Raw genomic sequence first — 21,866 nt, 5'->3', positions numbered from 1 at the left:
TAGCAGTGACTAGATATCGCAAAGAATGCTGGTGTTAAGAGAGCACTTTTGGCTTACCTGCTTACGCAGGAGTAACCGGAACAGTTCGCGAGGAACGAAGACATGAAGCCCGACGTCTACGCAGCCAATTGCCCGACACGCCAGATCCTCGATCGCGTCGGTGACAAATGGGCGGTGCTGATCCTGTTGCTGCTGCGCGAGGATGCGATGCGTTTCAATCAGTTGCGCCGGACGATTGAAGGCATTTCGCAGAAGATGCTGAGCCAGGTTCTCAAGTCACTCGAACGCGACGGATTGATCAAGCGCCGCGCCATCGCAACCGTTCCGGTAACGGTCGAGTATTCGATCACGCAGCTCGGGCTGACATTAGCGGCCGCAGTCGATCCCTTGCGCGACTGGGCCGAGCAGAACCTGAAGGACGTCCTCGCCGCACAGCGCCGCTACGACGCGCAGCAGAAGCAGGAAGCGGCGTAGTTGATGAGCACGCAAATAGCAGACCCGTCATCCTGAGGTGCGAGCCGCGCGATACGCAGTATCGCGCTGGGAGCCTCGAAGGATGAACGGCCGAGATGGATCAGCGCGCTCGATGCTCTTGCGGCAACAGCCGGGCCGTCGCCCTTCGAGGCCTCCGCTTCGCTTCGGCAACGGCTTCGCCGTTGCGCGGGGGTGACGGATAACTAACTGACGATAAGCGTCAGCCCTGCCCGGCCTTGGCGAGTTCGACCTCGACGCGTAGCTCGATCTCGGAGAGCACGGCATCAAGGCCGGGATCACCCGAAGACGATTTGAGGTTCGCTGCCGCATCGCGCAAGCGCATGACCGTCGAGGCATCGAGATTGCCCGACAACAGTCCCATCTTGAGATCGTCGAGCACGTCGAGCGCGGTCTTGCCGCGGGCGACCGAGCGCTTGCGCCGCTCGACCGGGTCCTCCTCGATGCCCTGCAGCGCGAGCAGCGCATCGATGTTGGCGGCGGCCGCCTTCGGCGCGGATGCGGACTTGGTCTCCTGCGTCGAGGAGGTGTCGGGCAGCACGAAGGTACCGGAGCCCGTCCGCCTGGTCTGGCTGGCGGGCGCTCCAAGTGTGGTGCCGTTCGGTCCGTAGATGCGCATCGCAGGAATCCGCGTGATCGATGACGGCAGCTTCGCCGCATTATGGTTAATGAGGCGTAAACGGCTCGGCAAAATCTGCCGACAGGCGGCAGTTTCGCTCCGTAAGGAGAACATCGGCTGGCGCTGATGAAGCGCAGTTTAATCAACCTATTCAGTCACCTAGCTTGACTCACCATGCTGGCACAGCGCTCGCATAGAGAGGATCGGGCCAGCTTGTCATGGGAGTGTCGAGAAGGTCCGAGATCTAAAGGAGCCTCGGGGAGCAGAGGATGCCAAGCGTGCGTTGGGCAAGGTTATTGGGGGTGGCATGTGCCGCGCTGTCAGCGCTGGCGCTTTCGGCCGCGCCTGCAAGCGCGACCTCGCGCATCAAGGACCTCGCCAACATCGAAGGCGTCCGGCAGAACCAGCTCATCGGCTACGGCCTCGTCGTCGGCCTCAATGGCACCGGCGACACGCTCAACAACATCCCTTTCACCAAGCAGTCGCTGCAGGCGATGCTCGAGCGCATGGGCGTCAACATCCGCGGTGCCACCATCCGCACCGGCAACGTCGCCGCCGTCATGGTGACCGGCAATCTCCCGGCCTTCGCGACGCAGGGCACGCGCATGGACGTCACGGTGTCCGCGCTTGGCGATGCCAAGAACTTGCAGGGCGGCACGCTGCTCGTCACCCCCCTGCTCGGTGCCGACGGCAACGTGTATGCAGTCGCCCAGGGCTCGCTCGCGATCTCCGGCTTCCAGGCTGAGGGCGAAGCTGCAAAAATCGTCCGCGGCGTGCCGACGGTGGGGCGCATCGCCAACGGCGCCATCATCGAGCGCGAGATCGAGTTCGCGCTGAACCGCCTGCCGAACGTGCGGCTGGCACTGCGCAACGCCGACTTCACCACGGCAAAGCGCATCGCGGCGGCCGTCAACGACTATCTCGGCGTCAAGAGCGCCGAGCCGATTGATCCCTCCACCGTGCAGCTCTCGATCCCGCCGGAGTTCAAGGGCAACGTCGTCGCCTTCCTCACCGAGATCGAGCAGCTCCAGGTCGATCCGGATCTCGCCGCGAAAATCATCATCGACGAACGAAGCGGCATCATTGTGATGGGCCGCGACGTTCGCGTCGCCACCGTCGCGGTCGCGCAAGGAAATCTCACCGTCACGATCTCCGAAAGCCCGCAAGTGAGCCAGCCCAATCCGCTGTCGCGCGGCCGCACCGTGGTCACCCCGCGCACCGGCGTCAGCGTCACCGAGGACGGCAAGAAGTTCGCGGTCGTCAAGGACGGCGTCTCGCTCCAGCAACTCGTCGACGGCCTCAACGGCCTCGGCATCGGCCCGCGCGATCTCATCAGCATTCTCCAGGCGATCAAGGCCGCCGGCGCGATCGAAGCCGATATCGAGGTGATGTGATGCAGACCGGCATGACCAATTCGGCCCCCATCGCCTCCTCCGCATTCGCGGTGCAGAGCCGCAACGGCCGGCCCGACTTCGAGCTCGCGAGCGCCCTGCAAAAGGTCTCGCCGCGGCAGCAGGCCAAGGCCCAGAAGACCGCGACCGACTTCGAGGGCATGTTCCTCAACGCGATGTTCTCGCAGATGACGTCGGGCCTGAAGGGCGAGGGCCCGTTCGGCGACACGGTCGGCACCGGCGTGTGGCGCTCGATGCTGACCGAGCAATACTCGAAGAATTTCGCCAATGCCGGCGGCGTCGGCGTGGCCAGCGAAGTCTACCGCACCCTCATCCTGCAGCAGGCGAAAACCATCCGCACGGCATAAGGTACAAACGACATGAACCACTTCAACGCGTCACGTCAGCCGGTGCCCGCCCCTCGCGCTGCCGCTGCACCCGGCAGCGCGAGCGCGCCGGGCAGCGCCGAGGCGCGCAAGCTCGCCGAGGAGCTGATGGACGCGATGAGCGCGCTGCTCGGGCTGATCGAACGGGAGACCGAGCTGGTGCGTGCCGGCCGCCTGCGCGAAGCGCTGGCATTTGAATCGAAGAAGCAGGAATTGTCCCGCCGCTACGTCGGCGCCGTGAGCCAGCTCAAGGCGAACCAGACCCAGCTTGCGAAATCCGCGCCCGAGCTGCTCTCGACGTTGCATCGCCATCACGATGCCTTCCGCGCCATGCTCCAGGTCAACCTCACCGTGCTCGCAACCGCACACGCGGTGTCCGAAAGCGTGATCCGCGGCGTCAACGCCGAGATCCAGAAGCGCAACGTGCCGAACACCTACACCGCCGCCGGCCGGCGCGCCGCACCAGGTCCGCGCCACATCACGCCGCTCTCGGTCAGCCGCTCGCTCTGAGCACTTCGCACAATTCTAGGAAAATTTGCACCGCGAATCAGCGGCACCGTTAGCCATATTTCCTAACTGGACCTTTAACAATAAGCCTCCATAGTTGCGCCGAGTGAAGGGGTGGGATTTGACTCGCAAGGCACCAGGAGGGCGCCATGAGTACAGATTTCAGCATCCGGCCGGTGGGGATCCCGGCCCCCGTGCTACCCGTAACGACGTCGAGGCCGGCGGCGAACGATGCTGTGCCGACCGATTTGCCGGCACGTCAGACCGTCAACGCAAGCGACGCTGGCGCGAGCGCACGCAATGATTTGCAGCAGAATGAAAACATGTCGCGCCTGGTCGTGTTCGACCAGGCCGCCGCATCCTTCGTCTTCCAGGTCGTCAATCGAGAGACCGACGCGGTCGTGACGCAATTTCCGGACGAAGCGATGCTGCGCCGCCGCGCCTATTTCCACGCGCTCGACCTCAGCAAGGCCGATGCGGTGCATCCCCTCTCCACAGACCGCAGCGCCTGAAGAGGTGAGACCGATCAGTCGTTGGACCTAGCCGCGGCGGCCCGCAACCCTCACGGCCACGGACGCTTGGGCATGAGCCGCAGAACTAGACGGCCTGATTCAGCAGTTCCGCTTCACGTTTGATGAGTTTCTGGATTTCTTTCAGTGAATTGTAGAGAGAGCCGCTCAGGATCAGCTTGCTCGCAGTCTCAATCGACTTTCTGTGGCTCGGCACCGCCTCCAGCAAATCCTTGACGAAGCCCACATAGAGGTCCTGGTATTTCGGGATGTCGTTCTCCAGGTACATCATCTGGACGCAGAGATAGAGCCGCTTCACCGGCGTATTGGCGGTCTCCGCGGTCAGGATGTCCTTCTCCCGCAGAATTGGCGCCTCCCCCGAGATCAATAGCTTGGTGCGCGTGTCGGAGTTGGTGATGAGGCTTTGGCCGATGATAATTCGCTCGAAGGGCTTCAGTTCAACTTTCAGCGCCATCGCTGCTACCTCCTGCTCTCAAACAAGAGCGAGTGATTCGACCACACCCCCGACCGCCCGCATTTTAGCACTGAACCGATCCTGCAACCGAACGAATCGCGCAAATCTCGGGGCATGTCGCCTCGTCGACCGTGGCTCGCTTGGAGCCAGCCGGCCCAACGCGCGAGCTTCGGTTGCCAAACCGTAAATTCGTTTGGTTAACGAGACCTTAACTCCCCAGGTCCGGAAAAACGGACCGGACGCGCGGCGTGACGCGAACCCGGCGCGGTCACTGGAGGGTCGCGGGGGCCTTGTTGAGCACGCTGGCGCCCGTTGCCGGATTAGTGACGACCGTCCCGATCTGGGCGTGACCTGTCTTCGTCAATGCGAACTTGGTGTCGCCGAACCGGAAGGCATGATCCTTGATCAACACATCCTGGTATTGAATCGGACCCGTGCCGCTCTGGTATTTCACCTTGGCGCGAAACCCTTGAACTTCCGAGATCGTAAGCGAGAACTTCTCGCCGGTGGAATACGTGCCCGTCCACGTCCCGGTATAGAGAGTGGGATCGACCGGGACATACTTCGTCTTGGACGATGATGGCGTTGGCGCCGACGCGTAGCTGCTGCTCAGGATGCTGAAGAAATCCACCATCTCAAAAACTCCCGCCGGCACGTCCTCTCAGGCGCGCCCACTCAATCCGGCTGCAATGTTGCGGTTGATCTCGATCAACGGCTTGAGATGCTCGCGCTGAGGGCTGATCTGCAGCGCCGCCGTCTGGGACAGCACGAAGACGCTGATATTGGCGATGTTCTGCCGCACCTGCACCGGCTGCGGGTTCTCATCGCGCTGCGCTTCGCTGAGAAAGATCGTCCAGAGCTTGCGATTGAAGATCAGCGCTTCCGACATCTGCGCGTAGGTCGCGTCAGCATTGGTCATGACGGCCTGCAGCTTGTTCGCAGCCATCAACAATGCCTGGGCTTCGGTGTCCCGCGGAGACAAAGTGGTATTCGCGACGCGCGCATAGGCTTGAGCGGCAGCATTAGACATTCGTCACCTCAGCAACCCCTTTTTTCCGCAGACAAGCTTCCGGATTTCCTCTTGATAATCCCTAAGGAAGGCCAATTAAGATTAACTTACTTGCTGCTCGATTTAGCGTCAGCAAAAGGCGCATCGCCGCTGGCGGCTGTATGAAGTAAGTCTTCAGCGCGCAAAAATAATGCAGTGGTAGTCGCGACAACCGCCCGCCGCCGCAAGACGACATTTTGGATCGGATCAGCGCTGATCGGCATTCTGACTCTGCCGAGCAGACCGACACCGCCCGGTGCCCCACGGTTGAACAGCGCCGCTGCGCCAATAACCAGGCCGCCGCCGACTCCAGCGAAGCACACGAAGTGGCCGAGATGATGCTTCAACGTCTCATTAACCACGTTTCATAACCAGCAGTTAACCATATTTTAAAAGCTATTCTTCACACTCTCCGATGGTTGGAACCAAAAAACGTGTGCCCGAACCAGGCTGGCGTGCGCACCTAGGGAAGCCATTCAAATGTCCGACGTCGTCCTTACCGCGGCAGTCCGCCAAAACCTGCTCTCGCTGCAGGGAACCGCCCAGTTGCTCTCGACCACGCAGACCCGTCTTGCCACCGGCAAGAAGGTCAACAGCGCGCTCGACAATCCGACCAACTTCTTCACCGCCGCCGGTCTAGATGCCCGCGCCAGCGACATCAGCAACCTGCTCGACAGCATCGGCAACGGCGTGCAGGTCCTGCAGGCGGCCGACACCGGCATCACCTCGCTGCAGAAGCTGGTCGATACTGCGAAGTCGATCGCCAATCAGTCACTGCAGCAACCCACGGGCTACAGCACCAAATCCAACATCCAGTTCACCGGCACGGGCGTTCCCACCGCGACCGGCGGGGCCACTGCCGCAGACCTCACGACCAGCAAGCTCAACGGCGGCGTCTACACGTTCACGAATTCCGTCGGCACCGCAGTCACGATCACGATTGGCACGTCGCCGTCGAGCTTCAACCCGGTGACCCTGACCGCGCAGGTTCAGTCACTGGCCCAGCTCAATCAGGCGCTGGCGGATGCGGGCGTCAACCTGTCGACGTCGATCACCGGCCCGGACAGCTTGACTTTCACATCGACCAATGACGGCGCGGGACAGGTGATCACGGGTACGGCCGCCGCCACGGCTCCCACTGCGCTCGATGCCATCAACATCAGCGCCAATGCCGCGGGTGGCGGCGCCGGCGGCACGGTCGTTGCCGCAGTCCCCGACCCGGTGTCGCAGCAGGCTCGCGCGACCCTCGTCAGCCAGTACAACCAGATCCTTCAGCAGATCACCACCACCGCGCAGGACGCCTCCTTCAACGGCGTCAACCTGCTGGATGGCAATTCGCTGAAGATGATATTCGACGAGACCGGTAAATCGACGCTGACGATCGCAGGCGTCACCTTCAATCCGAACGGTCTCGGCCTGAGCAACCTCACCCCCGGCACTGATTTCACGGACAACGTGCTGACCGGCAAGGTGCTGACCGCTCTCAATACCGCCAGCATCACGCTGCGGTCGCAAGCCTCTGCGTTCGGCGCCAATTTGTCGATCGTGCAAATTCGCCAGGACTTCTCGAAGCAGATCATCAACGTGCTGCAGACCGGTTCATCCAATCTGACGCTCGCGGATTCCAACGAGGAAGCGGCCAACAGCCAGGCGCTGTCGACCCGCCAGTCGATCGCGGTGTCGGCGCTGGCACTCGCAAATACGTCGCAGCAGAGTGTGCTGCAGCTCCTGCGCTGACGGCTAGTTTCGGCGACGCTCCTGACAAGAAAGTTGCGGCGGCGGGGCCTGGCCTCGTCGCTTTCTTCTTTGTTCTCGCCGCAAACAAAACGGCGGGGCCGAAGCCCCGCCGCAATTTCGTAGTGAGATTTTGCCGAGGTCAGCGCAGCAGCTGCAACACGGCCTGCTGCGACGTATTGGCGAGCGACAGCGCCGACGTTGCGATCGACTGGCGGGTCGACAGCGCCTGGCTGTTGGCCGCTTCCTCGTTGGCGTCGGCGAGCGTCAGGCTGGACGAGCCGGTCTGCAGCACGTTGATGATGTTCTTGTTGAAGTCCTGGCGGATCTGCACGATCGACAAATTGGCGCCGAAGGCCGAGGCCTGCGACCGCAGCGTAATGCTGGCGGTGTTGAGCGAAGTCAGCACGGAGTTGGTGGCGAGGTTGTCGATGAAGTCGGTGCCGGCGGTGAGCGAACCCAGGCCGAGACCGGTCGGATTGAAGGTCACGCCCGCGATCGTCACCGTCGATTTGCCGGTCTCGTCGAACACCATCTTCAGCGAATCGCCATTCAGCAGGTTGACACCGTTGAAGGAGGCGTCCTGCGCCGTCGTGGTGATCTGCTGAAGAATTTGGTTGTACTGTGCGACGAGCGACGAGCGCGTGGCCTGCGACACCGGATCGGCCACCGCGGCGGTAACCGCGCCGAAGGTCGCCGTTCCGGAAACGTCCACCGAGCTCGAGGAACCGGCCGGCGGAGCGGCATAGGTGCCTGTGGCCGTGATGGTCTGGGAGGCGGCATCGTTGCTCGAGGTGAAGGTCAGCGAGCCGTTGGTGTTAAGGCTAGCGGTCAGCTGAATACCTGCCGCCGAAAGCGCCGAGTTGAGGCTGCTGATCGAGTTGACGTTGCCGGCACCGGCCGTGCTGCTGATGGTCAGCGTGGTCGAGGCAGTCGAAGACGTCTTGAAGATCAGCGTTTTGCCTTCCAGCGAGTTGGTGCCCGCGTTGGTCAGATCGGTTGCCGTACCCGCGACGCCCAGCGCGCCGGCGCCCGTCGGCGCGGCGATGGAGACGTTAGCTTTCGTGGTATAGCCCGACGGCTGCTGCAGCGCCTGGTTGGCGATCGACTTGGCGGTATCGACCAGCTTCGACAGCGAGGTAATGCCGGTGTTGGCCGCCTGAAGCACCTGCACGCCGTTACCGATGCTGTCGAGCAGGTTGCTGATGTCGCTGGCGCGGGCATCGAGGCCGGCGGCGGTGAAGAAGTTGGTCGGGTTGTCGAGCGCGCTGTTGACCTTCTTGCCGCTGGCAAGGCGGCCCTGCGTGGTCGCGAGCAGGTCAGCGGTGCCCTGCAGCGAGAGCAGGTTCTGACGGACTGCGGCAGTGAGGGTGATGTTGGAGAGAGACATGAAGGCACCTTTCTGGCTTAAATCAACAGCCGGCCTTTCTTGGCCGCGCATGCCGGGAACCCTAGGAATCCTATGGTCAACAAAGGATGAAGCCGGCCGGGTCTTGGTTAACGGCGCCGGCGCTTTCGAAATATTATGGTTAACAGACGGTCAAGACGGGCCGGCGAGTTAAGCAGAGGTTAAAGCGCGACCGGCCGGATGCAAATACGACACGCGAACGAAAGAACACGCGGACAAAAGAAAACGGCGGGGCCGAAGCCCCGCCGCTCGCGGGATCGAGAATTCTGACGCGCTTAGCGGAGCAGCTGCAGCACGCTCTGCTGCGACTGGTTGGCGAGCGACAGCGCCGACGTTGCGATCGACTGGCGGGTCGACAGCGCCTGGCTGTTGGCCGCTTCCTCGTTGGCGTCGGCGAGCGTCAGGCTGGACGAGCCGGTCTGCAGCACGTTGATGATGTTCTTGTTGAAGTCCTGGCGGATCTGCACGATCGACAGGTTGGCGCCGAAGGCCGAAGCCTGCGAGCGCAGCGTGGTGCTGGCGGTGTTGAGCGAAGTCAGCACGGAGTTGGTGGCGACGTTGTCGATGAAGTCGGTGCCGGAGGTGAGCGAACCCAGGCCGAGACCGTTCGGATTGAAGGTCACGCCCTGGATCGTCGTCGCCGACTTGCCGGTCTCGTCGAACACCAACTTCAGCGAGTCGCCGTTCAGCAGGTTGATGCCGTTGAAGGAGGCGTCCTGCGCCGTGGTGGTGATCTGCTGAATCACCTGGTTGTACTGCGCGACCAGCGACGAGCGCGAGGCCTGCGACACCGGATCGGCTACCGCGGCGGTAACCGCGCCGAAGGTCGCCGTTCCGGAAACGTCCACCGAGCTCGAGGAACCGGCCGACGGAGCGGCATAGGTGCCTGTGGCCGTGATGGTCTGGGAGGCGGCATCGTTGCTCGAGGTGAAGGTCAGCGAGCCGTTGGTGTTAAGGCTAGCGGTCAGCTGAATACCTGCCGCCGAAAGCGCCGAGTTGAGGCTGCTGATCGAGTTGACGTTGCCGGCACCGGCCGTGCTGCTGATGGTCAGCGTGGTCGAGGCAGTCGCAGACGTCTTGAAGACCAGCGTTTTGCCTTCCAGCGAGTTGGTGCCCGCGTTGGTCAGATCGGTTGCCGTACCCGCGACGCCCAGCGCGCCGGCGCCCGTCGGCGCGGCGATGGAGACGTTAGCTTTCGTGGTATAGCCCGAGGACAACTGAAGCGCCTGGTTGGCGATTGACTTGGCGGTATCGACCAGCTTCGAGAGCGAGGTGATGCCTTCGTTGGCCGCCTGGAGCACCTGCACGCCGTTGCCGATGCTGTCGAGCAGGTTGCTGATGTCGCTGGCGCGAGCATCGAGGCCGGCGGCGGTGAAGAAGTTGGTCGGGTTGTCGAGCGCGCTGTTGACCTTCTTGCCGGTGGCAAGGCGGCTCTGCGTGGTCGCGAGCAGGTCAGCGGTGCCCTGCAGCGAGAGCAGGTTCTGGCGGACTGCGGCGGACAGAGTGATATTGGAGAGAGACATGAAACAACCTTTCTGGCGTTACGCAACTTCGGCCTTCTTGGCCGAGTACACCGACGCTACGAAGCAACTGATCAACGAAAACTGAATCTGACCGGTAGGATGCCCCGGATACCGGCGGACTTCGAAGCTCATGCTTTAAGAAGGGTGAAGATCGCTCGGAAACACCTGCTGCGATCGAAGGCGATCGCAGATCGCGCCAGTCATCGTGGTTAACAAGCAACGAACATGTTGCAGAAGCAATGGCTCGCATGCCGCAGCCGGCAGCCATCTTCGCGCGGAGCCCGACAGTCGCTCGTTACCGAAGCGTTGATGGAGAACAGGCACGCCCCTCAAAAGTCGAGCTCACACCACACGAACGCATCACCTGTGAAGCGAAGCTGCGGAAGCAATACGAAACAATGCGCCCCAACGGCAATGTCAGCTCCGCGGCCTGAGCACTTGTCTCCTGATCGGCGTGCACTCTCTGCACAAAACGAGATCGGCCCCGGATCGTCTCCGGGGCCGACTTCATTTCAGATCGCGCAAGAGATTACTGCGCCGCAAGCGGCGGTGCGTCGATCTCGATCAGGCCGTCGCCCGAGCGCCGCGCGCCGAAATCCAGCACCGCGGCGACCAGCGCATCGATGTCCATCGTGTCCGTGCGGTGATTGACGACCGCCGCACGGATCGCGAGGTTGCCGTCGATCATCGTGCTCGACGGTACCGCGATCCCGGACTCCTGGATATCAGCGACGATCTCGCGATTGACCTCGTCGGCATCGGTCGCGCGATAACGGAAGCAGACGATGTTGAGGTTGACCGGCGCCAGCAGTTCGAGCCGCGGCTCGGCGAGAATGCGCGTCTCGAGATATTTGGCGAGCGCGCAGGTGCGCGCGATCATGGCGCCCAGCCTGTCAGTGCCGAAGGTCTTCAGCGTGAACCAGGTCTTCAGCGCGCGGAAGCCGCGCGACAGATCGGGCCCGAAATCACACGGCCAGTGCGAGCCCGCCGCCAACCCCCTCGCCTCGCGCCGCAGGTAGGCCGCAGGCTGCGCAAAGGCCTGCCGATGCTTGTCACCGTCGCGGACCATCAGGAAGCCGGCGTCATAGGGCACCTGCCCCCATTTGTGGAAATCGAGCGCGATGGAATCCGCAAGCTCGATGCCGGCAAGGCGCGGCGCAAGTTCAGGTGAAAGAATCGCGAGCGCACCAAACGCACCGTCGACGTGAAACCAGATCCCCTCCTCGCGGCACAATCGGGCGAGATCGGCGAGATCATCGATGGCGCCGATATCGACGGTGCCGGCCGACGCAACGACGAGGAACGGCCTGAAGCCAACCTCGCGATCAACGGCGATCTGCGCGCGCAGTGCAGCGATGTCGATGCGATGCTCGGCATCGACATCGATCTGGCGCAGCGCATCGGTGCCGAGCCCCGCGATGTCCATCGCCTTCGCGATGCAGCCATGTGCCGCCTTCGACGTGTAGGCCGTGAGCAGCGCACCGTCATTGCCGATGCCGTGCTGACGCGCAAGCGTGCCCAGCGTGTTCGTGCGCGCCACCAGCACCGCCATCAGGTTCGCCATCGACGTTCCCGTGACGAAGATGCCGCTCGCATCTTGCGGGAAGCCGAACAGCTCGCGCATCCATGCGGTGATCTGCCGCTCGACCTCGATCGGCATGTGATCGCGGCCACCGAGATTGGCGTTGAGCCCGGCCGCCAGCATCTCCGCGAGCATGCCCACCGCGGTGCCGCCGCCATGCACCCACCCCATGAAACCGGGATGGACGTTGCCGGTCGCGTAAGGCGCGATCACGTCGGAGAACTCGCGATAGACATCGCCGAGATCGGCTGCCCCGCGCGGCACATCCGCTTTCAATTGCGCGCGAACGCTGTCCGGCGCAGGCTGCCACACCGCCCGCTCGCGCACATTGGCTATCGAATCGATCGTCTCGCCCAGCATGCGGTGGGCGAGCGCGCGAAACGCGTTCCAATCCTGCGGATCGAGCGAAGTCCCTGCAAGCGCGCTCTGGATATCGCCCCGAACGATCTCGTTCATGCCACGCTCCCGTCCGCCCTCGCATGTCGCGACAGCATCGCCGTGAACGCGGCAAAGATCTTGTGCATCTGCGGCTGCTTGTACGGAAACAAGTCCGGCGAATCCATGTTGTGCACCACGGCCGTGTTGTCAGCCTCGAAGATCAGAAGCTCGCCGCGTCTGTTCTCGGCACAATCGATTGTGAAATAGTCGAGTCCAACGCGAGCGATCATCTCGTCGAGCGCAGCACGATGACGGCTCGCGAAGGCAGTATCGAAGTCGCGCATGAAGACGGCTTCCTCCGCGCGCTTCTCTTCGCTGAATGCCATGTAGGCGTTGAGGTACCAGATGTCCCAACGGTCGGCGATCGCCATGTGGCATGCGTAGGGCCGACCGTCGACGATGGCGAGACGATATTTGCGGAACAATCCGTCGGCACTGGAATAGTCGACGAAGCGCGCGACGAAGAATTGCTGCTCCTGCCGCCCGGGCAGATAATCCGCCAGCGCCGCGGCATCGTCGATCTTCGCGAGTCCCACGCCCGCATGCGTGCCGCGCGGCCGCACGATCATCGGGAAGTGCAACTCGCTCGTGATGTCCTCGCACCGGATCCGCGCTTGCGACAGATCCGACAATTGCGCGCGCGTCGCGCAGACCGTCGCGGGGATGTCGAGGCCTGCCGCGCCGGCGAGCAGCCGATGCAGCTTGTCGCGATCGAGGTTGGCGATGCGGTCCGGACGGTTTAGCAGCGGCCGCGGCCAGCGCGATGCAGCATCGTCGATCGCCGCGAGCGCCTCGCGGCACTCCTCGGAATCGGATGCGACGACGATGGCGACGTCGTGATCCGGCAGCGGCTCCGGCAGGCCGACGCCCTTGACGACGTAGAGCGTCAACAGCTCGATGTCCGAGCTCTCGAGCAGGAATTCGATCGGGGTATTGCCGCCCATGTCGATAGCTGCAGCAAGCGCGAGCACGCGTAGCGCGGGCTTTGCAACGGCGCAGGGCGAGCGAAACAGCTGATGGAAGGCGAGCACCTCCGCCTGCATCGCAAGCCCCGTCTTCTTGTCGCCAAGGAGCTGAGTGATCAGCGACAGATCGAGCACCTCGCCTGCCTGCACCGTTCCTTCCGCAATCTTGGCGACGAACCGGTCGCGCAAGGGACGCAGATCGACGCCATCGAAGGCCTGATGCGTCAAGCGCGCAAAGCCGATACGGTCGGCATATTGCGGCACGGTGAGGCCGATCGGTTGAGACGCACGATGCTGCATGTCACGCTCCGGACGCAGACAGAATGAAAGGTGCCGCGGTGTCGGCGCGGTTGAGCAACAGCTCGATCTTGACCAGCACATGGGCGATACGGTCGAGAATGCGCTGCAGATTCCGTTGCGCATCTCCAGCGTCCGCCGACCAGGCTTCAGTCACCAGTTGCGCGCCGACGCACAGGCGGAGCACGCAGGAGACTGCGCCGTCCGGTCGCTCCAGCCGAACCGGCTGGCCGATGAGGCAGCGTTGCGCGGCGACCTGCCGGTCCATCGCGCTACCCTTGATCTCGTCGTTCATGTCGCGCGCCAACGTGCGATAGAGCGCGTTGTAGTCGGCGATCGCGGCCAGCTTGCCGTGACGGTTGAGCGTGAAGGGAAACACCGTTGGATGGGTGAACTCCTCGTCATCGACTCCGGCATGTCCCGCATCCGATCGGATCGCGCCGAGCGACGGCGTCAACGCGATCATGCTCTCGATGCCGGCCCTGAGCTCGCCAAGGGCTTTCGCGCGGAACGGACTCGGCACGGCATAGTAGCCGCCGATCTCCTCGAGCGCCGCCTCCCAGCGCAGCCACTGCCCGAAATTCGGCCGGCTGTCGAAGCGTGAGCGCAGAGCGGCCCAGCCCATCGGCCAATCGCTGCGGCTGGCATAGTCGGAGAAGCCGGGCGCCGCGTCGACGCCCCGGTCGACCCTGCGCGACAATCCCTTCGGGACCAGCAACGCGCCGCTGAAGGCGGGACCGCCGAAGAATTTCGACCCCGTGATCAGCACCATATAGCCGCGGTCGAGGTAGGAGCGCAGCCGCTTTAGACCGAGCCGCATCTGGCAGGCATCAACGACGATCTGCACCTTGCCGGGCCAGCGCCTGGCGATCTCGTCGAGACAGGCTTCGCTCGGCGCGCGCCAGCCGAGCTTCGAAGAATCCATGATCTGCAGCAGCACGCGTTTGCCCTGCCCGATCGTGGTCTCGATCGCTCGAAGCACGGCAGAGTCCGCGTCGGGTCGCGGTCCGAGATCCGCGGCGGCATCAAGAAGCGGCAGCGCGATGCTGTCACAGCCCAGGTCCGCGATCGCACCATCCTTGCGAACTGCGAATCCGCTCGCTTTCTGGTGCTGAAGTGACGCCCGCGCGCGGTATAGACGGTTCCGCTTCCCGTCTGATCGGAGCCGACAACGATCGTCACCGGCGGCGCGCCGAGCGTGGCGCGGGCCAGGAACAGCGCGTGGAGCTGGGAATCGGTGCCGGAGGGCGAGAACACGATATCGACGCGCGGGGCGAGCTGCAGATGGCTGCGCAACTCGTCGCGCATGTCTTCATTACGCGCATCGAATGCGACCTCGACCTCGTCGAACAACGTTTTGTGCACCAGCTCTTCGCGCGCCAGCGCCGCCCGGTGATAGGCGCGTTCGGAGATCGACGATGCTGTCGAAGAAGCGAAATTCCAGATCTCGGGCGTGGGCTCCGGCGCGCAACCGTAGTCGCTCAGGCGGGTGACGGGATCTATCGCCAGCCGCTGATCTCCGCCGGATACGAGCAGCGCCTCAAGCGGCGTAAAGAGGTCGCGTAGGCCGTAGCGCGGACCATCTTCAGTCCGCCAGCGGGACGCGCCGACGCTCATCTCGGACCGCTCACGCCGCGGCGACTGCGATCAGTGCGAATTGCAACGTGACGTCGCTGTTGCGCAAAGACCGAGCTTGCGCAGATGCTCGACACCCGGCCGACGAGGCACGGGGGCGCCACCACGAGCTGCATCTTGTCCGACATCGACGGCCCCACGCCTCAAATCCTCACCAAGAGGTAAACAGGCATGGTTAATGGAGCCTTAACGCTCCCTTACAGGAACTTGACGAGCGACAGATCCGCGAGCTTCGCGGTGGTCTGGTAGGAGGCCTGGAGCGCGTTCTGCAGTGCCAGGATTTCGCTCGCCACCTGGTCGGGCGAGGCCGTTTCGGTCTGGTCGACGATGGTCTGCAGCGTTGCTTTAGCCTGGGTCTGGCGGGCAGAGGCATCCTTCATCGTGCTCTGGGCCATCGCCATATCCGCTTGGATGTCCTCGATCTTCTGCTGTCCGGGCTGCGGCAGCAATTGCTGCGTCACCCGCGAGCTCAGCGCCGAGATCTGTCCGGGCGAATTCATGCCCGTTGGCGAGGTCGAGAACGTCGAGAACACGGCGACCGCCTGCAGCGCCGAGCGGATCGCGGTCTCGTTGGCCTGCGCGCCGTATTGCACGGTGACGGAGTCGTCGACCCGGGCCTGCGCGGTGGAGCGCGCCGGGCCCGGTCCGGAGTTGCCAGTGTACCATTTGACCGTATTGGCCGAGCCGTTGACCAGTGTCGTCGCCGAACCGAACGGCACGCTGCCGACGCGCAGCGGGGGAGTCGCGGCGGTCACCGTCGCACCGAAGCCGAGCGCGCCGAGTGCCGCATTGTTCGAGCTCGTGATGTTCAGGCTCGCCGCGTCGTTGGTGTTGATGGTGATGACGCCGCCATGGACGGTCGACGGCTTCGAGGTGCCGGTGATCTGATCGATCTTGCTGAGCAGGGTCTGGATGCTGTCGGTGACGTTGAGCTGGTTGCCGGTGGCGCCTGACGCCACGAAGGTCAGCGTCGTGCCGTTGACCGTGATGGTGTCATTGACGGCAAGATTGGTTCCGATGGAGTCCGAAGGCGCCGTGCCCGACAGCAATGTGGCGCCGGTGATTGGAGCCGGCGGCGCCGCCTTGTTGTTCTTGGCGCCGCCCGTCGCCGAGCCATCGGTGTTGAAGAAATTATCGCCGGCCTCTATCGCCGATGCAGCCACCAGCGACGTGTTGGCAAGCGTGCTGATCGCGCTATTCAGCGCGTTGTTGAGATTGGTTGCAGTTGCAGTCGGAGTGGCCCCGATGGCAAAGCTGCCCACCGGTACCGGCGTCGTGGTGGTTGCGGTCAGCGTGATCTGCTCGCTCGTGCCGTCGGGCAGCGTGAACTGGAAGTTCACGTTTTCGCCGTTGTTGGGATTGGTGGCGCCGAGGTCGACGGAGGCCGCGACCGGCGAGCCGCTCGGAGCCGTCACGGTGGCGCCAGTGAACGTCGAGGAGACCGCAGCGAGCTTCAGCCCGAAGGGCGATCCTGCAACGTCCTCCGCGACCTGCACCGACGTCGCCGAAGGCTGGCTCAGCACGAGCCGCCCCATGCCGCTGGTGCCGAGATCGGCCTGCTGGCGCTCGGCCATCACCTGCTTCAGGCCGGCCTGAGTGGTGGTCCCGTTGATGATGTTGCTGGCGCTCGCCACGGACGGCGTGTTCAGTGCGGTGCCGGAGAACAGGTAGTGGTTGGCCGATTGCGTGTTGAGCACCGCGACCATGGACTGGAGCTGCGCCGCCGCGGTCAGCTGCGCGACCGTCTGACCGGCCGAATTGATATCCTGGTTGGTGCTCGCCGCCGCCGACTGCGTCGTGTTACGCATCGACACCAGCGACTGCAGTGCGGTGTTGGCAAGGTTGACGTTGATGTTGACGTTGCTGATCGTGTCCGTGAAGGCAGAGATGTTCGAAAGCTGCGTTCGCGCGGCGATCGCAAAGCCCTCATTGTTGCCCATGCCCGAATAGGTCTGCGACAGCTTGCCGGAGGAAAGCTGCGTCGAGAGGTCGGTGAGTTGCTGGTTGATGTTGCGGATCTGCGCGCCAAGAACCGACGAGGAATAATTAATGCTGCTGATCGACATGTTTTCCGCACCCTACGCTTTGTTACACTCGGGCATCACGCTTTCGCTTCTCACCCCTGGGCCTGGAGCAAGGTGTTCATCATGCTTTGCACCACGGACATGATGTGGGCATTGGCGGCGTAGGCATTCTGGAGCTGGATCAGGTTCGACATCTCGGTGTCGATATTGACGCTCGCGGTCGAATTGAACTTCTCCTGCAGCGTCGAGACTACGACGCTCTGGCCCTGCTGCAATTGCTTCGCCTGGGTCGCGGCGTTGCTCTGGATACTCAGGAACTGCTGCAGGTAGCTCGGGACGGTGCCGCTGAAGGGTTGGCTCGACGAGCCGAGCCCGGTTTGCGGCGAATAGGAGAACACCGAATTGGTGAGCTGCGAATAGAGGAAATCCGAGCGCGTGGTGTCGCCTGCCGGCGTCACGGGCGAGGTGCTATAGACCGAAAGCCGGGTGGGGTCGGTGACCAGCGCCGAATTCACCGCGATACGCCCGGCAAGACCGGTCATCTGCAGGCCGGTCGAGGCGATGGCGCCGGTATAGAGCGCGGTGCCATCGGTGAACAGCGGCAATTGCGGATTGCCCGAGGTCAGCGACGAGATCGTCTTCGTCACCGAGGCGGCGTTGACGGTGGCCGAGCCCGTTCCGTCGTCCACGACCCGCAACGTCGTGCCGGACGGATTGGAGAATTGGAGATGGTTTGCGCCCAGCGCGGAATTGAGCTGCGATACGATCGAGGCCATGCCGCCGGAGAAATCGACACCGACGCGCAGCGGGTTGGCGTTCGCGGCATTCTGCAACGGCAACGCCGCCGGATCGGTCACGTTGACGATCGATATCTGCTGCTGGGTGTTGGTCGCCGTGTCCGTGTAGGTCAGGTTGACAGTATTGCCCGGCGCCACGTTCGAGACGTCGAGATCGAATCCGGACGGCGGTCCGGCCACGGCAGTGCCTGCAGTGGTCTTGTCGGACAACGCGCTCGCCATCGTCGCGGCAAGCTGGTCGACCTGGTTCTGCGCCTGGACCAGCGTCTGGTCGCGCAGCTTGAGGTCGGCGGCAAGCCGGCCCGAAGAGACAACATTGTTGGCGACAACGTCGGTCGCCGAGCCGTTCGGCAGCTTGATACTCAAAGTGCCGACGCCGGATTTGACCGAGTTAGGGTCGTACAGCGAGTTTGCGGTGAGTGCGCCTGGTGAGGAGAAGGTGAACTGCGAGGCGAGCCCGGCGCCGACGAGCTGGATACCGGTGCTGGTAAAAACGTTGGCCTGGCCAGAGCTGTCTGTGACGACACGGACATCGACGAGCTTCGACAGCGAGTCGATCGCAGCATCCCGCTGATCCATCAGCGTCGCAGCCGATGGGTCGTTCGCAGTCAGGCTCTGCAGCTTGGTATTGATGTCGGCGATCTGCGCCATTGCAGTGTTGGCCTGCTGCGCCGTAGCGCCGATGTCCTGCTCGACATTGGAGCGCAGCGTCTGAATGCCGTTGCTCGTGGCGTTGAGCTGCTGCGCCAGCGACTGCGCCGCGGTCACCGCCACCGATTGCGCCGACAGCGAACCTCCGCTCGTCGACAGCGACTGCAGCGCGGTCGTGAACTGGTTGAGCGCGCTTTCCAGCGTGCCGTCGCCGCCTGGGGTGCCGTAGACGTTCTGCAGCTGGCCCAGGATACTGGCCATCTGGTCGGCATAGCCGCTGCCCCCGGTCTCGGTGCGAAGTTGACCCTGCACGTAGAGATCGAGCTCGCGGCCGACGCCGGTGGTCAGAACCGTCGATCCGAAACTGCCGGAGGTAACCTCGATCTGATTGGGCGTCTGGACGACGTAGCCCGGCGTCTGCGCGTTGGCGACGTTCGAGGAGACGATCGCAAGCGCGGCCTGGTTGGCACGCAGGCCGCTCATTGCGCTGGCGAGGGATGAACTCAAACCCATGTTACTGCCCGCCTCTGGTTACGCTGCGTGAGCGCTGATCAGCGCAACACGTTCAGAAGATCCTGCACCATCGAATTCGCCGTCGTGATCACCTTGGTGTTGGCCGAGTAGGCCTGCTGGGTCACGATCAGCTTGGTGAACTCGTCGGCGATGTCGGTATTCGATCCCTCGAGCGACGAGCCGCTGATCGTGCCGGAGGCGCCGGCGATCGCCGGGCCGGACTCGTCGGTTACTGCATAGGCGCCGCCGTCGAGCGACTTCAGGTAGTTGGTGCCATTGAAGTGCGAGAGCGTCACCGCGGCGAGATCGAGGTTCTGGCCGTTGGAGAAGGTGCCGACCACGAGGCCATTATTGTTGACGGCGACAGAGCGGAGCTGGCCGGCGGCGTAGCCGTTCTGCGTGATGGTGTTGATGGTCACGGCACCGCTCGAGCTCGCATATTGCGTCAGCGAGCCGGCGGAGAGATTGAATGCTACCGAGCCCAGCGATTGCCCACCGACGGTGACGTTATTGATGGTGATGCCCGAGCCGGTCGGCGAGGCCAGCGAGCCATCGCTTGCGAAGGTGAAATTGGTGCCGGTATTCACCCATGCGACCTTCGTGTTGGTGGCACTGGGATCGGCCTGATAGAACAGGTTCCAGGTATCGGCGTGCCCGGCGCCAAGCGACGCGCTGTCGACCTTGGCCCAGCGCAGTTGCAGATTCACCGGCGTGCCGGCCGCGTTGTAAGCCGTCACCGCGCCGCCGCTGATGGATTCTTTGGTGAAAGTCGCGATGTCGTTTCCGATCACGGTGCCGCCGCTGGGATTGGCGGCGCGTGCCAGCGATACTGGGCTCGTGAAACCGAGCGCGGAAGGGGAAAAGGCGGACGCTGTACTCGTGATGCTGAGGTCCTGCATGGCGCCGGTGTGGAGTGTAATGGCGCCGCTGCCGCTGATCGTCGGCGCCACACCGGTGATCCCACCGATCGCCGTGAGCAGATCACCGACAGTGTCGTCCGCGCGGACGTGCGTCGAGTCCTGCAGGCCGGTGCCGGCCGTGGTGATAGTGATCGTGATGCCGTCAACCACGATGGTATCGCCGGCGGCGAAGTTGGTCGTCAACGAGTCGCTGTTCGCGGGACCCGACAGTTTCGTCGCGGCTGTGATGGGAACAGGCGTCGAAGCCTTATTGTTGACGGCCGATCCGGTGACCGTCTGATCGAGATACGGCAACGGGCTCGACGCGAAGTCGGCAGGATTGAGGCCGCCATAGGCCACGAGCGAACCGCTCGCCGCCGTCGAGCTCGCCACTGTGTTCGGCGTTGTCGGCAGGTTCGCGGCATACTGGACGGCCGTGGTGGCCTGCGCCGGGACGAAGTTGTTCTGGAATTGCAGCACTGTCGGCACGCTGCCGGTGGGATTGCCGGTCTTCGGATCGACCGAGACGCCCATCAGATAGTAGCCCGCGCCGTTGACGAGATTGCCGTTGGCATTGACCTGGAAGTCGCCGCGGCGGGTGTAATAGGTGACGCCGTCGAACACCGGCACGTTGTCGACGACGCCGGTAGCCTTCTCCACCGAGAAGAAGCCGTCGCCGGTGATCGCCATGTTGGTGGCGACGCTGGATGCCGAGATCGTGCCTTGGGTCGTGATCGTCGCCTGCGCGTGCGCGGTGACGCCGCCGGCGACCTGCTTGCTGGGCACCTCGGAGTTGGGAATCAGATCCTCGAAGCTGGTTCCGATGCCCTTGTAACCGGTGGTGGAGGAGTTCGCGATATTGCCGGAAATGTTCTGAAGCGCGTAGGACTGCGCCTGCAGGCCACCCACCGAGGTGTTCATTGCATCGAAGATACCCATAACTTTGTCTCCAAATTCGATTCCGACGGCCGGCCGACCGTTCGCGACCCTTGGCCGCAATCGAAGGAGACGTCGCAAGGCCTATGCCAATGCGGGTATTTCAGTGAAATCAAATATTTAAATAGACATGCCCCGGCCGTGGGACCGGGGCACAATTGCCGGGCCGGCAACAATTGCCGGGCACACCCCTTACGTCGCGGACGCTGCCGCGGGGTGGAAAACGAGCCCAAAACCGTCGATGCAGTAGCGCAATCCGGTGGGCTTTGGACCATCATCGAAGACGTGGCCGAGATGGCCGCCGCAGCGGCGGCAATGCACCTCGGTGCGGACCATGCCGTAGGTGCGGTCCTCGGTCTTGCCGACATTGCCCTCGATCGGCTGGTAGAAGCTCGGCCAGCCGGTGCCGCTCTCGAACTTGGTGTCGGACGCGAACAGCGGCAGATCGCAGCCGGCGCAGGCGAAGACGCCCTTGCGATGCTCCTTCAGAAGCGGACTCGAGCCGGGCCGCTCGGTGCCGTGGTTGCGCAAAATCTCGTACTGCTGAGGCGTGAGCTGGGCGCGCCACTCGGCCTCCGTCTTCTCGATCTCGAATTTCTCCGCGGCCTTCTCTCCAGCCTTGGCCGGGGTCGCTCTCAGCCAGCGGAACGCCGTCAGGCCGAACAGGCCGGCGACGGACGTCAACAGGATGCGGCGGTCAAACATCTCTTTCTCCGTGCGAGGGGACTTTTCACCTGTCCACGCGCTGAGATACGGGCTTCAACGCACGACGTTACACCGTCAGGCGGAGTTTTTTCTCAAATTATTGCGAGACGCCCTGCTCCTCCGACACGGCCTCCTCGGCACGCGGCGCCGGTTCCGGCGGCGGCGCCGGCCGAACCGGGCGAACCGCGCCGGGCGGCGCGCGCCGCGGACCCGTGCCGGCGGCGCGGTTGGCCGCAGCCAGTTTCGCGTCGCGCTCCCGCTCCTTGACCCGCGCCCGCTCGCGGTAGCGGGCGAGCGAGCCGGCGGCGGCCGAGCTCGCCCTGCCCCAGAGC

Annotated in this window: 19 protein-coding genes and 2 pseudogenes; 6 read left to right on the top strand and 15 right to left on the bottom strand. The window is 63.5% G+C overall.

Features of this window, described 5'->3' with window-relative positions:
- Positions 1-102 precede the first annotated feature (102 nt).
- Entirely contained in the window at positions 103-474 is a 372-nt protein-coding gene (locus Q2941_RS19510; protein WP_027526331.1) for a winged helix-turn-helix transcriptional regulator, read from the top strand.
- 220 nt (positions 475-694) lie between these two features.
- On the opposite strand, the gene Q2941_RS19505 is transcribed toward Q2941_RS19510, so the two are convergent.
- Positions 695-1,111 carry a flagellar assembly protein FliX gene (locus Q2941_RS19505; protein ID WP_458193463.1) on the bottom strand — a complete coding sequence of 139 codons (417 nt, stop codon included), beginning with the start codon at positions 1,109-1,111 and terminating at the stop codon, positions 695-697.
- A 269-nt stretch (positions 1,112-1,380) separates the two neighbouring features.
- Between Q2941_RS19505 and Q2941_RS19500 the strand changes: the two genes are divergently transcribed.
- The 4 genes from Q2941_RS19500 (at position 1,381) to Q2941_RS19485 (ending at position 3,907) form a co-directional block, all read left to right on the top strand.
- A complete protein-coding gene (locus Q2941_RS19500) occupies positions 1,381-2,505 on the top strand; it encodes a flagellar basal body P-ring protein FlgI (RefSeq protein WP_458193462.1) in 1,125 nt (374 codons plus the stop codon).
- Complete coding sequence (gene flgJ / locus Q2941_RS19495; RefSeq protein WP_458193461.1) at positions 2,505-2,870, top strand: flagellar assembly peptidoglycan hydrolase FlgJ; 366 nt, start codon at positions 2,505-2,507, stop codon at positions 2,868-2,870. The genes Q2941_RS19500 and flgJ overlap by 1 nt, the downstream gene beginning before the upstream one ends.
- 12 nt (positions 2,871-2,882) lie before the next feature.
- Positions 2,883-3,398, top strand: coding sequence for a hypothetical protein (locus Q2941_RS19490; RefSeq protein ID WP_027526335.1), 516 nt, complete (start codon positions 2,883-2,885; stop codon positions 3,396-3,398).
- A gap of 146 nt (positions 3,399-3,544) precedes the next feature.
- Complete coding sequence (locus tag Q2941_RS19485) at positions 3,545-3,907, top strand: FlaG family protein (RefSeq protein ID WP_458193460.1); 363 nt, start codon at positions 3,545-3,547, stop codon at positions 3,905-3,907.
- An 85-nt stretch (positions 3,908-3,992) separates the two neighbouring features.
- Here the strand turns inward: Q2941_RS19485 and flbT are convergent, their stop codons facing one another.
- The 4 genes from flbT to Q2941_RS19465 form a co-directional block, all read right to left on the bottom strand.
- Entirely contained in the window at positions 3,993-4,379 is a 387-nt protein-coding gene (flbT, locus tag Q2941_RS19480; protein ID WP_027526337.1) for a flagellar biosynthesis repressor FlbT, read from the bottom strand.
- 268 nt (positions 4,380-4,647) lie between these two features.
- Positions 4,648-5,013, bottom strand: a complete 366-nt coding sequence (locus Q2941_RS19475) for a hypothetical protein (RefSeq protein ID WP_027526338.1) — start codon at positions 5,011-5,013, stop codon at positions 4,648-4,650.
- Between the two features lie 27 nt (positions 5,014-5,040).
- Positions 5,041-5,409, bottom strand: a complete 369-nt coding sequence (gene flaF / locus Q2941_RS19470) for a flagellar biosynthesis regulator FlaF (RefSeq protein ID WP_027526339.1) — start codon at positions 5,407-5,409, stop codon at positions 5,041-5,043.
- Positions 5,410-5,495: 86 nt separating this feature from the next.
- A complete protein-coding gene (locus Q2941_RS19465) occupies positions 5,496-5,774 on the bottom strand; it encodes a hypothetical protein (RefSeq protein ID WP_458193459.1) in 279 nt (92 codons plus the stop codon).
- 133 nt (positions 5,775-5,907) lie between these two features.
- On the opposite strand from Q2941_RS19465, the gene Q2941_RS19460 reads away from it, so the two are divergent.
- A complete protein-coding gene (locus Q2941_RS19460; RefSeq protein WP_254111647.1) occupies positions 5,908-7,164 on the top strand; it encodes a flagellin N-terminal helical domain-containing protein in 1,257 nt (418 codons plus the stop codon).
- Positions 7,165-7,303: 139 nt separating this feature from the next.
- On the opposite strand, the gene Q2941_RS19455 is transcribed toward Q2941_RS19460, so the two are convergent.
- From Q2941_RS19455 to Q2941_RS19410, 10 genes and pseudogenes are all read right to left on the bottom strand, one after another.
- Positions 7,304-8,551 (bottom strand): flagellin N-terminal helical domain-containing protein, encoded by a 1,248-nt coding sequence (locus Q2941_RS19455; protein WP_254111646.1) that lies wholly within the window; start codon positions 8,549-8,551, stop codon positions 7,304-7,306.
- A 293-nt stretch (positions 8,552-8,844) separates the two neighbouring features.
- The gene (locus Q2941_RS19450) at positions 8,845-10,092 is read right to left on the bottom strand and encodes a flagellin N-terminal helical domain-containing protein (protein ID WP_458193458.1); all 1,248 of its coding nucleotides are present in this window, start codon (positions 10,090-10,092) and stop codon (positions 8,845-8,847) included.
- 529 nt (positions 10,093-10,621) lie between these two features.
- A complete protein-coding gene (locus Q2941_RS19445) occupies positions 10,622-12,130 on the bottom strand; it encodes a pyridoxal phosphate-dependent decarboxylase family protein (protein ID WP_458193457.1) in 1,509 nt (502 codons plus the stop codon).
- Positions 12,127-13,377 carry an ATP-grasp domain-containing protein gene (locus tag Q2941_RS19440; protein WP_027528664.1) on the bottom strand — a complete coding sequence of 417 codons (1,251 nt, stop codon included), beginning with the start codon at positions 13,375-13,377 and terminating at the stop codon, positions 12,127-12,129. Before Q2941_RS19440 ends, Q2941_RS19445 begins: the two co-directional genes overlap by 4 nt.
- Position 13,378: 1 nt before the next feature.
- Positions 13,379-14,991: pseudogene (locus Q2941_RS19435) on the bottom strand (hypothetical protein).
- Positions 14,992-15,206: 215 nt separating this feature from the next.
- Positions 15,207-17,075, bottom strand: coding sequence for a flagellar protein (locus Q2941_RS19430; protein WP_027528662.1), 1,869 nt, complete (start codon positions 17,073-17,075; stop codon positions 15,207-15,209).
- A gap of 50 nt (positions 17,076-17,125) precedes the next feature.
- The gene (gene flgK / locus Q2941_RS19425; RefSeq protein ID WP_458193456.1) at positions 17,126-18,994 is read right to left on the bottom strand and encodes a flagellar hook-associated protein FlgK; all 1,869 of its coding nucleotides are present in this window, start codon (positions 18,992-18,994) and stop codon (positions 17,126-17,128) included.
- Positions 18,995-19,032: 38 nt separating this feature from the next.
- Entirely contained in the window at positions 19,033-20,832 is a 1,800-nt protein-coding gene (locus tag Q2941_RS19420; RefSeq protein ID WP_027528660.1) for a flagellar hook protein FlgE, read from the bottom strand.
- A 189-nt stretch (positions 20,833-21,021) separates the two neighbouring features.
- Positions 21,022-21,534: a peptide-methionine (R)-S-oxide reductase MsrB gene (gene msrB, locus Q2941_RS19415; protein ID WP_027528659.1), complete on the bottom strand. Its 513-nt coding sequence runs from the start codon at positions 21,532-21,534 to the stop codon at positions 21,022-21,024.
- A 97-nt stretch (positions 21,535-21,631) separates the two neighbouring features.
- Positions 21,632-21,866 (bottom strand): annotated as a pseudogene (locus Q2941_RS19410) (NAD(P)/FAD-dependent oxidoreductase); the annotation flags it as partial.

This window comes from Bradyrhizobium sp. UFLA05-153, from assembly GCF_054185185.1.
The sequence above is the reverse complement of the archived record's forward strand: the minus strand, read 5'-3'. Positions and strand labels throughout refer to the sequence as shown.